General features: G+C 35.1%; 14 protein-coding genes. 12 read left to right on the top strand and 2 right to left on the bottom strand.

Annotated features, from left to right (window positions below; translation table 11 throughout):
* Positions 1-92 precede the first annotated feature (92 nt).
* The 6 genes from I5776_RS13565 (at position 93) to I5776_RS13540 (ending at position 4,483) form a co-directional block, all read left to right on the top strand.
* Positions 93-449 (top strand): lmo0954 family membrane protein, encoded by a 357-nt coding sequence (locus tag I5776_RS13565; RefSeq protein ID WP_202776928.1) that lies wholly within the window; start codon positions 93-95, stop codon positions 447-449.
* Positions 450-488: 39 nt separating this feature from the next.
* Entirely contained in the window at positions 489-1,130 is a 642-nt protein-coding gene (locus I5776_RS13560; RefSeq protein WP_202776927.1) for a PspA/IM30 family protein, read from the top strand.
* 164 nt (positions 1,131-1,294) lie between these two features.
* Positions 1,295-2,014, top strand: a complete 720-nt coding sequence (gene liaF, locus I5776_RS13555) for a cell wall-active antibiotics response protein LiaF (RefSeq protein ID WP_202776926.1) — start codon at positions 1,295-1,297, stop codon at positions 2,012-2,014.
* Entirely contained in the window at positions 2,011-3,057 is a 1,047-nt protein-coding gene (locus tag I5776_RS13550) for a sensor histidine kinase (RefSeq protein ID WP_202776925.1), read from the top strand. The genes liaF and I5776_RS13550 overlap by 4 nt, the downstream gene beginning before the upstream one ends.
* Complete coding sequence (locus I5776_RS13545) at positions 3,054-3,692, top strand: response regulator (protein WP_202776924.1); 639 nt, start codon at positions 3,054-3,056, stop codon at positions 3,690-3,692. The genes I5776_RS13550 and I5776_RS13545 overlap by 4 nt, the downstream gene beginning before the upstream one ends.
* A gap of 131 nt (positions 3,693-3,823) precedes the next feature.
* On the top strand, positions 3,824-4,483 hold the full coding sequence (locus I5776_RS13540) for a potassium channel family protein (protein WP_202776923.1): 660 nt from the start codon (positions 3,824-3,826) through the stop codon (positions 4,481-4,483).
* A 46-nt stretch (positions 4,484-4,529) separates the two neighbouring features.
* On the opposite strand, the gene rnjA is transcribed toward I5776_RS13540, so the two are convergent.
* Positions 4,530-6,197 carry a ribonuclease J1 gene (gene rnjA, locus I5776_RS13535; protein ID WP_202776922.1) on the bottom strand — a complete coding sequence of 556 codons (1,668 nt, stop codon included), beginning with the start codon at positions 6,195-6,197 and terminating at the stop codon, positions 4,530-4,532.
* Positions 6,198-6,202: 5 nt separating this feature from the next.
* Complete coding sequence (locus I5776_RS13530) at positions 6,203-6,415, bottom strand: DNA-dependent RNA polymerase subunit epsilon (protein WP_202776921.1); 213 nt, start codon at positions 6,413-6,415, stop codon at positions 6,203-6,205.
* Between the two features lie 451 nt (positions 6,416-6,866).
* Here I5776_RS13530 and I5776_RS13525 point away from each other — a divergent pair, with 451 nt between their 5' ends.
* The 6 genes from I5776_RS13525 (at position 6,867) to lpdA (ending at position 14,337) form a co-directional block, all read left to right on the top strand.
* Positions 6,867-7,640 (top strand): Cof-type HAD-IIB family hydrolase, encoded by a 774-nt coding sequence (locus tag I5776_RS13525; RefSeq protein ID WP_202776920.1) that lies wholly within the window; start codon positions 6,867-6,869, stop codon positions 7,638-7,640.
* 215 nt (positions 7,641-7,855) lie between these two features.
* Positions 7,856-8,500, top strand: coding sequence for a YkyA family protein (locus tag I5776_RS13520; RefSeq protein ID WP_202776919.1), 645 nt, complete (start codon positions 7,856-7,858; stop codon positions 8,498-8,500).
* A 715-nt stretch (positions 8,501-9,215) separates the two neighbouring features.
* Positions 9,216-10,328, top strand: a complete 1,113-nt coding sequence (gene pdhA, locus I5776_RS13515; protein ID WP_202776918.1) for a pyruvate dehydrogenase (acetyl-transferring) E1 component subunit alpha — start codon at positions 9,216-9,218, stop codon at positions 10,326-10,328.
* A 3-nt stretch (positions 10,329-10,331) separates the two neighbouring features.
* Positions 10,332-11,309, top strand: coding sequence for an alpha-ketoacid dehydrogenase subunit beta (locus I5776_RS13510; RefSeq protein ID WP_066232165.1), 978 nt, complete (start codon positions 10,332-10,334; stop codon positions 11,307-11,309).
* A 294-nt stretch (positions 11,310-11,603) separates the two neighbouring features.
* A complete protein-coding gene (locus I5776_RS13505; protein WP_202776917.1) occupies positions 11,604-12,920 on the top strand; it encodes a dihydrolipoamide acetyltransferase family protein in 1,317 nt (438 codons plus the stop codon).
* A gap of 4 nt (positions 12,921-12,924) precedes the next feature.
* Positions 12,925-14,337, top strand: coding sequence for a dihydrolipoyl dehydrogenase (lpdA, locus tag I5776_RS13500; protein ID WP_202776916.1), 1,413 nt, complete (start codon positions 12,925-12,927; stop codon positions 14,335-14,337).
* Positions 14,338-14,367: the final 30 nt, after the last annotated feature.

Here is a 14,367-nt window from a genome sequence, read left to right as displayed (position 1 = left end):
GCCTTAAGTCGTATAGAAAAATAAAGCTGGGGATTGTTATCGATTATTCAATTTTTTCTTATGATTAGTATATCGAAAGGAGGTCAATGAAAATGAAGAAAGTTTTGCTGTTCGGAGTAGCTGCTTTTCTAATTATCGTAGCTTTAGGAAGTTTGGGACATATGATCGGTTTAGCTATTAGCTTAGTATTAGTGTACTTTTCGCTAAAGCAATTTATGAAATGCGATTCCTTTTTTGGAAAACTATTTTGGGCAATGGTTGGAATATGTAGTTTGTTTGCTGTCCTAGCAAGTTTACCTGCATTAGCGGGGATACTAGCAATTTTTATTCTGTATGCTGGATATAAACATTATAAGAAAAATGATGCTAGGGAAACAAACGTAAAAACGCAAGACCCATTTGATAGCTTTGACCAACAATGGAATGAACTGAAGAAAAATTACGAATAGATTTTTATCGCCCAAAATGAATAATAAGGAGAGAGTGACATGTCAACATTATTTGATAGAATTAAAAGTTCAGTCATGGCAGATCTACATGAAGCAATGGATACAAAGGAAAAGAAAAATCCTATCGGCCTACTAAACCAATACTTACGAGACAGTGAAAAAGAGGCAAAAAAAATAGAGAAGTTAATTGAAAGACAATATTTACTTAAGGAAGAATTTGCACGTGAATTAAAACAGACAGAATTTATGGCAGATAAACGCTGCAAGCAAGCAGAAATAGCTCTAGAAGCGAATGAACTAGAATTACATCAAATAGCAATTGATGAAGAAGCACTTTATAAGACACAAGCACTTAGCCTTAGAGAAGCTTATAACGAAGCGTCGGATCAATTAGAAGTGCTAGAGAAGAAACATCGAGAAATGAAAATGAAGTTAAAGGATATGCAAATTAAACGATTAGAATTGATGGGCAGGGAAAATGTTATAAAGGTAACAAAGAAAATGAATCATATATTGGATGACTCGATAATGGGGAAATCGAATAGGAGATTTGAGGAAACTGAAAAGTATATGGACCACCTAGAAGCAAAATTAAATTCGGGTTATGACATGAGTATGTTTGATTCTCGTATTTCTGAACTTGAAAAGGGACTTAAAAAAGAAGAAACATCTATTAACTAATCGGTAATCCATGGTAATATTAAAAGCGAATAGTAGAATAAATTAGCGATTAGGGGATGTCTTAAAAGTGATTGCAAACACTATTGGACACCCCCTCGTCGCATGTTTAACAAAACGTAAGTTAAAAAAACTTTATTTCGTCATAAATGACAGAAGGAGGCAACATGAGAACAAGATCAGATCAAAACACGCCCACATGGTTAATCTTAGTTGCCGTTGTCGGAATTTTATTTGAAATCTCATTCAATTCAGAGTCCCTTATTATGCTTGGCATTAGCGCACTCCTCATTTATTTTGGATGGAAAAAAAATAAAAGGTCTTCAGGGATTATTTTTATTATCATCGGTATTTCAATAGGCATTATCACAATCCTTACGACAGTTGTTTTCAAAATACTGATGTTTTCAATTCTTATTTATCTTTTATTTCGCTATCGCAAAAAAAAGAAGGAACCGAAAATTATTAAAGTGGAAACAGTTGAACCTTCGACACATGCTAAAATTAATCGAAAACAACCATACATTAAAAATAAATTTTTTGGAAGCCAACGAATTGAAAACAATATATATGAATGGGACGATATTAATATCCAATGTGGGCTTGGGAAAACAGTAATTGATTTAAGCATGACAATGCTTCCGATGGGAGAATCAACTGTGATTATTAGAGGGATTGCTGGAAATATTCAGCTGTTAATCCCATATGATGTAGCAATAACCGTTAATCACTCTTCGTTTACTGGAAATGTGAGAATTTATGATTTAGAAGAAAATTTATTTAATCAAAACATTATTTATTATTCGGAGAACTATGAAGAATCTTCAAGAAAAATAAAAATCATAACCTCGTTGCCAATTGGTGATTTTGAGGTGAAGCACGTATGAATATGCAAAAAACATTTTTAATTTATTTTAGTTCATTTTCCCTTGTGATAGCGATATTTATTTCTGCAATTTATATTCAATCAGTTAAAATTGATTGGTACAATGCACTGTTTTTTAAGCAAATATTTCTTATTCCAGTTTTTGTATTTATTATCATTACAAGTATAATTATTGGAATCGTTTGTGGATTAGTCATTGGCTATTTAATGAAAAAGAAACTGGAAGAAGTAGAAAGTCATTTAATTGACTTGGAGAAGGGTGAATTTGATTTATCAAAAATTCCTGTAGAAAAATTAGCTGAGGTATCCATTATATATGAACGGTTTCAACGAATCCAAAATCGGTTCGACGAGCAAGTTAAGGCCTCACAAAAGCTTGCCAATGAACGTGCAGATTGGAATGAAAGTATGAAGCAAGAAGTATTGTCACAAGAGCGGAATCGGTTAGCTAGGGAGCTTCATGATTCTGTAAGCCAGCAACTTTTTGCAGCAACTATGCTTTTATCGGCGATTAATCAAAACCCTAATCCGGATGCTAACACTACAGGGAAACAAATGAAGTTAGTGGAAGAAATTATTAATGAGTCACAATCTGAAATGAGAGCCCTTTTGCTTCATCTACGACCTATACAATTAGAAGGAAAAAGTCTGAAAAAGGGTGCAGAGGAGCTATTACATGAATTAACAGCAAAGCTTCCTTTAAAAGTTACCTGGAAAATTGAAAATGTAAAGCTTGATAAAGGAGTAGAAGATCATTTATTCCGTATTATGCAAGAATCGATTTCAAATACACTCCGGCATGCGAAGGCAAATACGATGGAATTATTATTAATTAAGCTTGAACAATTTGTATTATTAAAAATCATTGATGATGGTATTGGATTTGAAATGGGGAAAGAAAAAGCTGGCTCCTACGGTTTACAAAATATTCGTGAACGGGCCGCTGAAATAGGTGGTACGATAAAAATGATTAGTCTCCCGGCAAAAGGAACTAGCGTTGAAGTGAGGATTCCTATTATAAAAGAAAAGGATGAAGTTGAATGATAAAAGTTTTATTAGTGGACGACCATGAAATGGTTCGTATCGGTGTTTCTGCTTTTTTATCTATCCAACAAGATATCGAAATTGTCGGTGAAGCCGCAAATGGTCAAGAGGGTGTAAATCTTGCGCTTTCATTAAGACCCGATATTATTCTTATGGATTTAGTTATGAGTGGGATGGATGGCATACAAGCAACGAAAGAGATCATTAATGAATGGCCGGAAGCAAAAATTATTATCGTAACGAGTTTTATAGATGATGAAAAGGTTTATCCCGCATTAGAAGCTGGAGCGACAAGCTATATGCTAAAAACTTCTAAAGCAAATGATATTGCTGAGGCTGTGAGGTCTACATATGAAGGACAATCCGTTCTCGAACCCCAAGTAACCGGAAAAATGATGATGCGAATGAAGCAGGGGAATAAACGCCCTTTACATGATGATTTGACGAATAGAGAAATAGAAATTTTATTACTCATGGCCGAAGGGATGACTAATCAAGAGATTGCTGATGAATTGTTTATCGCTTTAAAAACCGTTAAAACCCATGTGAGTAATATTTTAAGTAAGTTAGAAGTGCAAGACAGAACACAAGCTGTTATATATGCGTTCCAACATCAATTAATAAAAAAAGATTAGGAGTGTGATAGGGACTACTTTAGCCCTTATTCGCTCCTATTTTTATTCTTTATGCAAAGAAGTAAATTTTCTATTATTGGTAAATATGCTAAAATCAAAGATATTAGTGATCTTTAGGTGGAGGAATAAAAATGAAAAAAGAATTTGTGGTCATAGGTCTAGGTCGTTTTGGCGGAAGTATTTGTAAAGAATTAGCGGATCAAGGTATGGAAGTGATGGCAATAGATCAAGACGAGGATCGGGTAAACGAATTTGCTTCGATCGCCACACATGCAGTTATTGCTGATACAACCGATGAAACAGTACTGAAAAACCTTGGAATAAGAAATTTTGATCATGTGATTGTGGCGATTGGTGCTGATATACAGGCTAGTATACTGACAACATTAATGCTTAAGGAAATCGGTGTTAAAAATGTAACCGTTAAAGCACAAAATGATTATCATGCAAAAGTTTTGGATAAAATCGGAGCAGATCATGTTGTCCATCCAGAGAGGGATATGGGAAGAAGAATCGCGCATCATATTGTTTCTAATAATGTATTGGATTATATTGAACTTTCAAATGAATATAGCATTGCAGAGATAGTTGCTAATGAATGGTTAGTTGGAAATACAATTGTCGATTTAAATATTCGTGCAAAATATGGATTGAATATTGTAGCCATTAAACGTAGTGGAACGATGATTATTTCACCGCAAGCATATGACACGATTGAACCAAATGATGTTTTAATTATTATTGGAGCAGATACAGACATCCATCGATTCGAGAAAAAGCTATCTCAATAAAAAAAGGAACATTCCGTTCATTGGAATGTTCCTTTCTTCTTCTTATTTATACTTCCATTATGATTGGCATAATCATCGGTCTGCGTTTTGTTTTTTCATAAAGGAATGGTGCGAGTGTATCTGTAATTTCATTTTTAATTTCAGTCCATTGTGATGTTTTTCTTTCCATTACTTTATTTAGATGTTTAGAAATCAAACTTTGGGCTTCGTTGATTAAATCCCCTGATTCACGCATATAAACAAAACCTCTTGAAATAATATCTGGACCTGAAGCAATTTTAAAGTCATTCATATTAATGGAGACGACAACGATAACTAAACCTTCCTCCGATAAAATACGTCGATCCCGCAAAACGATATTACCGATATCACCAATTCCGTTTCCATCAATATATACAGATCCTGATGGAATTTTACCTGCAACTTGAGCTGAATCGCTGCTTAGCGCAAGAACTTCACCATTATCCATAAGGAAACAGTTTTCTTCAGGGACTCCGCAATCAATCGCTAATTGAGCATGTGTCCTTTGCATACGATATTCACCATGAATAGGCATAAAGAATTTTGGTTTAATTAATCGTAACATTAATTTTTGTTCCTGTTGTCCACCGTGACCAGATGTATGAATATCATTAAGTGGTCCGTGAATAACGTCCGCACCTGCACGGAATAGTAAATTAATCGTACGATTTACACTTATCGTATTACCTGGAATAGGTGAAGAAGAAAAGACTACCGTATCCCCAGGTTGGATTTGGATTTGTCTATGTGTTCCATTAGCGATTCTAGAAAGTGCAGCCATCGGTTCACCTTGGCTACCAGTACATAAAATAGTTACTTTATTGGCAGGTAATCGATTGATTTGCTGTGCATCAATAAATGTATCTTTTGGGCATTGGATATAGCCAAGATCATGTCCGATATTTATAGCTGCTTCCATACTTCTTCCGAATACAGCTATTTTTCTGCCGTTCATGACTGCTGCCTCTGCTACTTGTTGAAGGCGATGGATATTTGATGCAAATGTTGCAAAAATAATCCGTCCATCAACTTTTCTAAATACGTCCTGAATGCTTTCACCGACACGTCGTTCAGACATTGTGAAATTAGGAACTTCACTATTTGTGCTATCTGATAATAGACAAAGAACACCTTCTTTACCTATCTCAGCCATTTTCGTTAAGTTAGCTGGTTCACCAACAGGTGTGAAGTCAAATTTAAAATCACCTGTATGAACAATATTCCCTTGAGGAGTTTTGACAACAATCCCATAAGAATCAGGAATACTATGAGTTGTCCGGAAAAATGTGACTGATGTTTTTCTGAACTTAATCACATCATCCTCTTGAATTTCATGAAATTTTGTTTGCCTTAATAGACCATGTTCTTCTAACTTGTTTTTAATTAGTCCCAGAGCAAGTTTTCCACCATAAATCGGTATATTTACTTGTCTTAATAAGTACGGAATACCACCAATATGGTCTTCATGTCCATGTGTAATAAACAAGCCTTTAATCTTCTCTTCATTTTTTACTAAATAGGTATAATCTGGGATCACATAATCGATACCTAATAATTCATCTTCGGGGAATTTAATCCCAGCATCAATTAAAATAATTTCATCTTGAAACTGAACTGCATAAGTATTTTTTCCGATTTCCCCTAAACCGCCAAGGGCAAATACGGCTGCTTGATCATTTTTTACAAATTTCATATTGGTTATCTAGTCTCCGATAGTTCGAAATTTTCATGGTTTTTTTCGTATTCCAGGTAAGAACCTTCTAAGAGTTGTACGAATTCGATATTAAATGGACGGTTTTTTAAAGATAGACGTACTTCTCTTTCTGATTTCGCTTCGATATACATTGTTTTTGTATTTTCGCGAACTGCTACTTCAGTTTTACTTTCTTGATAATAAACTTTATAAATCATTTTTTTCTCTCCTAACTCCGTTGTCAAATGTAACTTTTTCTATTATATAAAAAGTTGACAACAATTTCATGTTTTTTCATGCGAACTTTTTTACATTATAGTAAAAGGAGAAATTCTTTTTTAATAAGAATTATCTCACTTCATTCGATAGGAATACAAAATCATTCATTTCTTAAATGTCAGCACATTTCTTGGTTGTATGACTAATTTATTTTCTTAGTCTTTTTCTTGTAAGAATCAGTTCCTTACTCTTATTTTAATGTAATTTTTCACAAAGTAAAGGCGACCTAGATAAACTTAATAATATTCTATGCATTAAAACAGCTTTTCTTCGAGGGGATAAATGGAATCATGTCATCAAAATTCAAAAATAAGGCTGTCTATGTTAGAATGATTTGATTATAAATTAATTTAACCTCACCTAAGTTTACTGCATGTAAGGAGTAGAAAAATGAAGAAAATTGTGTTTTTTGATATCGATGGTACTTTATTAGACCATGATAAGAAGCTGCCGGAATCAACGAAGAAAGCTATTATCCAATTAAAAAATAATGGGGTGTTTGTTGCAATTGCTACTGGACGAGCACCGTTTATGTTTAAAGATTTAAGAGAAGAATTAGAAATTGATTCCTATGTCTGTTTTAACGGGCAATATGTTGTATTCGAGAATGAAGTTATTTATACAAATCCCCTCAATCAAAAAGAATTAGAAAAGCTAATCGATAACTCCAAAAATAATAGACATCCCATAGTATTTTTAAATGAGGAAAAAATGACAGCGAATACGGAAACACATCCGTTTGTGAAAACAAGTATGGAGAGCTTAAAAATTGATTCTCCTGAATTTAATCCTAGTTTTTATAAAAATAAAGAAATTTATCAGGCCTTGTTATTTTGTGAAGAAATGGATGAAGATTTGTATTTAACAGACTATCAGGCATTTAATTTTATAAGATGGCATGAGTTTTCGATGGATGTAATACCAAGTGGAGGTTCAAAAGCAGAGGGAATTAAGATACTGATTGAAAAAATCGGTTTTAATATTGATGATGTATTTGCTTTTGGAGACGGTTTAAATGATATAGAAATGCTAGAAACAGTTGGAACTGGAATAGCAATGGGGAATGCGAGTGAGACAGTAAAAAAATATGCAGATTATATAACTTCAGATGTTTCGGATGCAGGAATTTATCGTGGATTGAGACATTTTAACTTTATCGTGTAAATAGAGCAAAAGCCGTGAATTTATTTTCACGGCTTTTCTATTTAATAGAATTTAAAATTGTATAAAAAAATGAAAATGGCATATTAACGCTTAATTATGAATAAATTATAAAAAAATAACTTTTGGACAAGCACGAAATAATACATTCGTTACATATTGTTAAATTTCTCAATAATCGATATAGTTTAAATGTTACATTGTAAGGAGGAACATTTGTGACTAGGCTTCGTATTATTTTTATTTGTTTAATAGTCATTGCAATACTTTCGGGGTGTCAAGAAAGTCCAGAAGAAAAGATTTATCAAATACTAGAAAAAACGGTAGCAAAGGAAAAAGAATTTAATAAGCAACAAAAACCGCTAAAGGAATTGGAATCGCAAGAAAAAAAGATTTTTGATAAGATTATAAATCTTGAAACGAGTAACATGGATAAAATTGTGGAATTATCCGATTCTGCTTTAGATAATTTAGCAAAACGGAAAGAAAGAATGGAACTTGAGCAAGAATCAATTCTTTCATCTAAAAAAGAATTTTCTAAAATGAAAAATCAAATAAATAAAATTGAAACAGAAAAAGTCAAAACAGAAGCAATGGAACTTTATCATTTAATGCAGGATCGCTATAAAGCACATGATCAGTTGTATAAAGCGTACAATCAAGGAATTGACACAAATAGCCAGCTATATAAAATGTTAAAGAGGAAAGACCTGCCAATGGAAGATTTGGAAAGACAAATTACTTTAACAAATCAAGCTTATTCAGAGGTACTAAAAATGAATAAACTTTTTAATGACAGAACTAAAAAATTTAATGAAAATAAAATAGAGTTTTATCAAGATGCACATATTAAAATTGACTAGCCAATTTAATTGGCTAGTTTTTTTGTTATGAGATCAGAAAGTATAAATTTTATAGGATTAATGTTCCTAATAAATATCTGCTATGTCTAGCTCCAGCGCCTATCGACTAGAAAACTTCAGGACTTTTCCCTACGATAAGTCAACATCGATTCGCCTTACATCACCCGGGTTTCCTTTATCTCAGTCAATGTCCCGTAAGTCTTTTACGTTGATGAGCAAGGCGCCCCGCGCTTTTCTAATATGATCAATCAAAATATGAATTAATACGGTATTGTCATATAACAGCCCATGAAATTGTAGCAGGAGGAAGTGAAATGCGAACGCTTTCAAAAGGTTAAGTTTGTACTAATACAGATTAGTTGGTGAACTAGTACAGTAAGTAGAATTTTCTCCGAACGGATACGGAAAACTATTGCAAGAAAATAATAAATGTCCAAGAATTAATTATTTGACGAGGCGAAAATATTGATGTAATCTATTAAATGTATTCATAAAAGATTGTATTAATTTTTTATTTGATTTAATTAATACAGGTTATTCTAGATAACTATTTCATTTTATTTTTGACAAGTTATCTAGTAAGTAGAGAAATTGGTTATGGCAAAAACCTCGGAACCATTAATTTTTCATGGTTCACCGATCTGTTTTTGGGTAACCTATATTTGTATGTAATAAAATCATTTATTTTTATTATGAGAAAGGATTGGTGACTTTTATGGCTTCTACTAAGAAGGCACAATTCGACGCTAAGAAAACGCTCGAAAAAATAGAAGAGCAATTCGAAATGTTCCAGATTTTAAATGAACAAGGCGAAGTCGTTAATGAATCTGCTGTTCCGAATCTTTCAGATGAGGAATTACAAGAATTAATGCGCCGTATGGTTTATTCCCGTATTCTGGATCAACGCTCAATTTCTTTAAATAGACAAGGACGTTTAGGATTCGTTGCTCCAACAGCAGGACAAGAGGCTTCACAGATTGCGTCCCACTTTGCATTAGAACAAGAGGATTATATTCTTCCTGGTTATCGTGATGTACCACAAATTATTTGGCATGGTCTACCATTACACCAAGCGTTTTTATGGTCTCGCGGACATGTTGAAGGTATGAAAATCCCTGAAGGACTTAATATTCTACCTCCACAAATTATTATTGGTGCTCAATATGTACAAACTGCAGGTGTTGCACTTGGATTAAAGAAACGTGGTAAAAAAGCAGTAGCTATTACATATACAGGAGATGGCGGTTCATCTCAAGGTGATTTCTACGAAGGGATAAACTTTGCTGGTGCTTATAAAGCTCCTGCTGTATTCGTTGTCCAAAATAACCAATTTGCTATTTCTACTCCACGTGAAAAGCAAACTGCTGCCAAAACGATTGCACAAAAGGCAGTTGCAGCAGGAATTCCGGGGCTACTTGTTGATGGAATGGATCCGTTGGCTGTTTATGTCGCTGTTCGTGAAGCACGTGAACGCGCGATTAATGGTGAAGGACCATCATTAATTGAAACACTTTGCTACCGTTATGGACCACATACAATGTCAGGAGACGATCCAACAAAATATCGTACTTCCGATTTAGATAATGAATGGGAAAGAAAAGATCCATTAGTCCGTTTCCGTAAATATCTCGAAAACAAAGGACTATGGAGTGAAGAGAAAGAAACTGAAGTCATTGAACAAGCAAAAGAAGATATTAAAGTTGCTATTAAAAAGGCAGACGATACGCCAAAACAAAAAGTAACTGACTTAATTTCTGTTATGTTTGAAGAAATGCCACAAAATTTAAAAGAGCAAAATGAAATTTTCCAAGCAAAGGAGTCGAAGTAAGCCATGGCGCAAATGACAATGATTCAAGCAATCACCGACGCGTTACGTACTGAATTACGTAATGACGAAAATGTTTTAGTATTCGGTGAAGACGTTGGCGTTAACGGCGGCGTATTCCGTGCGACTGAAGGTCTTCAAAAAGAATTTGGTGAAGAGCGCGTATTTGATACACCACTTGCAGAATCTGGAATTGGCGGATTGGCAATTGGTTTAACATTAGAAGGCTACCGTCCGGTACCCGAGATTCAATTCTTTGGATTTTTATTTGAAGTAATGGACTCTGTCAGTGGACAAATGGCACGTTGGCGCTATCGTACCGGTGGAAGTTTAAATGCACCAATTACGATTCGTTCACCTTTTGGTGGAGGTGTTCACACACCAGAACTTCATGCTGATAGTTTAGAAGGTCTTGTTGCACAACAACCCGGTTTAAAAGTAGTTATTCCTTCTACACCTTATGATGCAAAAGGGTTGTTAATCTCTTCAATCCGTGATAATGATCCTGTTATCTTCTTAGAGCATATGAAATTGTATCGTTCTTTCCGTCAGGATGTACCTGAAGAAGAATACACAATTCCATTAGGTAAGGCAGATGTTAAGCGCGAGGGTAAAGATCTTTCAATTATTACTTACGGAGCAATGGTTCATGAATCATTAAAAGCTGCAGATGAACTTGAAAAAGAAGGCTATTCTGTTGAAGTTGTAGATTTACGAACTATAAGCCCGCTTGATGTAGATACAATTGTTGCATCTGTTGAAAAAACAAATCGTGCTATTGTTGTTCAAGAAGCACAAAAACAAGCTGGTATCGCTGCTAATGTTATTGCTGAAATTAACGAAAGAGCAATTTTAAGCTTAGAAGCGCCAGTGTTACGAGTAACTGCTGCTGACACTGTATACCCATTCTCACAAGCAGAATCAGTTTGGTTACCAAATTATAAAGATATTATTGAAACAGCTAAAAAAGTGCTTACTTTTTAATAATTGACTTTGTTAAAGTTCAATATTGATATTGACGCCAAGTTGATTGGAGCGGAAGGTGCGAGACTCCAGCGGGATCAGCTGGACAGATGAGACCCCGCGGGGAGCGAAGCGATGAGGAGGCTCATCGCAGAACCGCGAAAAAGCGAGTACCTGCAGCGGAAATCAACAATCCAGTTTAACAGAGCCTAATTAATTAAACAAATGCTATTATTGCCCTTCCTATCGAAGGGCTATGCAATTTTTAAATACAATCAATACAAAATAAAATTTTAATTAGGATGGTGAACAATCTTGTCATTCGAATTTAGACTACCAGATATTGGTGAAGGAATTCATGAAGGTGAAATCGTAAAATGGTTTGTTAAACCAGGCGATAAAGTTGCAGAAGATGATGTTCTGTGTGAAGTACAAAATGATAAGGCAGTTGTTGAGATTCCATCACCAGTTGCGGGTACTGTAGAAGATATATTAGTTGAAGAAGGTACAGTTGCCATCGTTGGTGATGTTTTAATCAAATTTGATGCTCCAGGATATGAAAACCTACAATTTAAAGGGGATCACGGCCCGAGCGAAGAAGAAAAAAAGACTGAAGAAAAAGCTGAGCAAAGCACTCAACAAGAAGAGAAAGTCGAAGCATCTTCACAAGCTGCAACTGAAACGAAAGAAGCAGATCCTAATAAACGTGTAATTGCAATGCCATCTGTAAGAAAATATGCACGTGAAAAAGGCGTGGATATTCGTTTAGTACAAGGCAGTGGCAATAATGGCCGCGTCCAAAAAGAGGATATTGATGCATATGCAAATGGTGGTGCGGCAGTAAACGAAGAGGCTCAAACTCAAACAACTGCTGCGGAAACTACTGAAACTGCAGCTGCACCAGCTAAAGTAGCAATCCCTGAAGGTGAATTCCCGGAAACTCGTGAAAAAATGAGTGGAATCCGTAAGGCTATTGCAAAAGCAATGGTTAATTCTAAACATACAGCTCCACATGTTACACTAATGGACGAAATTGATGTGACAAAACTTGTGGCACATCGTAAAAAATTCAAAGAAGTTGCTGCTGAAAAAGGCATTAAGTTAACTTTCTTACCTTATGTTGTTAAAGCATTAGTTAGTGCTTTACGCGAATTCCCGACACTTAACACATCTATAGATGATGCTGCCGGCGAAATCGTTCATAAACATTATTTTAATATTGGAATTGCAGCAGATACGGATAAAGGACTATTAGTTCCTGTAGTGAAGAACGCAGATCGTAAATCTGTATTCTCCGTTTCTCAAGAAATTAATGAACTTGCAGGAAAAGCACGTGATGGAAAATTAGCTCCTAATGAAATGAAAGGTGCTTCATGTACCATTACAAATATTGGATCTGCAGGTGGTCAATGGTTTACTCCAGTAATTAATCACCCGGAAGTAGCAATTTTGGGTATCGGAAGAATTTCTGAAAAACCAGTAGTAAAAAATGGTGAAATTGTAGCAGCACCTGTGTTAGCATTATCATTGAGCTTTGATCATCGTATTATCGATGGAGCTACCGCTCAATATGCGCTAAACCATATTAAGCGTCTATTGAACGATCCTGAATTATTATTAATGGAGGCGTAATAAAATGGTAGTAGGAGATTTCCCAATCGAAACAGATACTATAGTCATCGGTGCAGGCCCTGGGGGATATGTAGCAGCGATTCGTGCAGCCCAACTAGGACAAAAAGTAACTATTGTTGAGAAAGGTGAGCTTGGCGGCGTTTGCTTAAACGTCGGTTGTATCCCTTCAAAAGCGTTAATTACAGCTGGACATCGTTATGAAACAGCAAAACATTCCGACGATATCGGTATTTCTGCAGAAAATGTTACAGTTGACTTTTCTAAGGTTCAAGAATGGAAAGGGAAAGTAGTTAAGCAGTTAACTGGCGGTGTTCAAGGCCTTTTAAAAGGTAATAAAGTGGATATTGTTAAAGGTGAAGCTTACTTTGTTGATGCAAACACTTTACGTGTAATGGATGAAAATTCTGCACAAACATATACATTTAAAAACGCAATTCTTGCAACAGGTTCTCGTCCTGTTGAAATTCCAACATTTAAATACACAAAACGAGTAATTAATTCTACTGGTGCGTTGAATCTTCCAGAAATTCCAAAGAAATTAGTTATCATCGGTGGGGGAGTTATCGGTGTCGAACTTGGTACTGCCTATGCAAACTTTGGAACTGAAGTAACAATCCTTGAAGGTAGTTCTGAACTTTTTGCAGGAAGCTTTGAAAAACAAATGTCAACACTTGTTTCTCGTAACTTAAAGAAAAAAGGTGCTGAAATTGTAACAAACGCAATGGCAAAAGGTGTCGATGAAAAAGAAGATGGCGTTGTTGTAACATATGAAGTAAAAGGTGAAGAAAAATCCGTTGAAGCTGATTATGTTTTAGTAACTGTTGGTCGTCGTCCGAATACAGATGAACTTGGTTTAGAACAAGTGGGTATCGAAATGACAGATCGTGGCCTTGTTAATATTGACAAACAATGTCGTACAAATGTATCAAACATTTATGCAATTGGTGATATCGTTGCAGGTCCCCAATTAGCACATAAAGCATCATATGAAGGAAAAATTGCTGCTGAAGCAATTTCCGGACATCCTTCTGAAATTGATTATCTTGGAATTCCTGCAGTTGTTTTCTCTGAACCAGAACTCGCAACTGTTGGTTATGATGAAAAACAAGCGAAAGAAGATGGAATTGAAGTAGTAGCTGCTAAATTCCCATTTGCTGCAAATGGTCGCGCACTTGCTTTAAATAGCACAGATGGTTTCTTAAAACTAGTTACTCGTAAAGAGGATGGCTTAGTAATCGGTGGCCAAATTGCTGGTACAAGTGCATCTGATATGATTGCCGAAATTGGTTTAGCAATTGAAGCTGGTATGACTGCTGAAGATATAGCGATGACTATTCATGCTCATCCAACATTAGGTGAAATTACAATGGAAGCAGCAGAAGTTGCTCTTGGAACACCTATTCATATTGTAAAATAATTTTGAAGATCAAAAAATAAACCACAGTTT

Origin of the sequence: Heyndrickxia vini (assembly GCF_016772275.1) — a bacterium.
In the GTDB taxonomy this organism is placed as follows: Bacteria; Bacillota; Bacilli; order Bacillales; family Bacillaceae_C; genus Heyndrickxia; species Heyndrickxia vini.
Note: the sequence above shows the minus strand (reverse complement) of the source record. Positions and strands in the feature narration are given on the sequence as shown.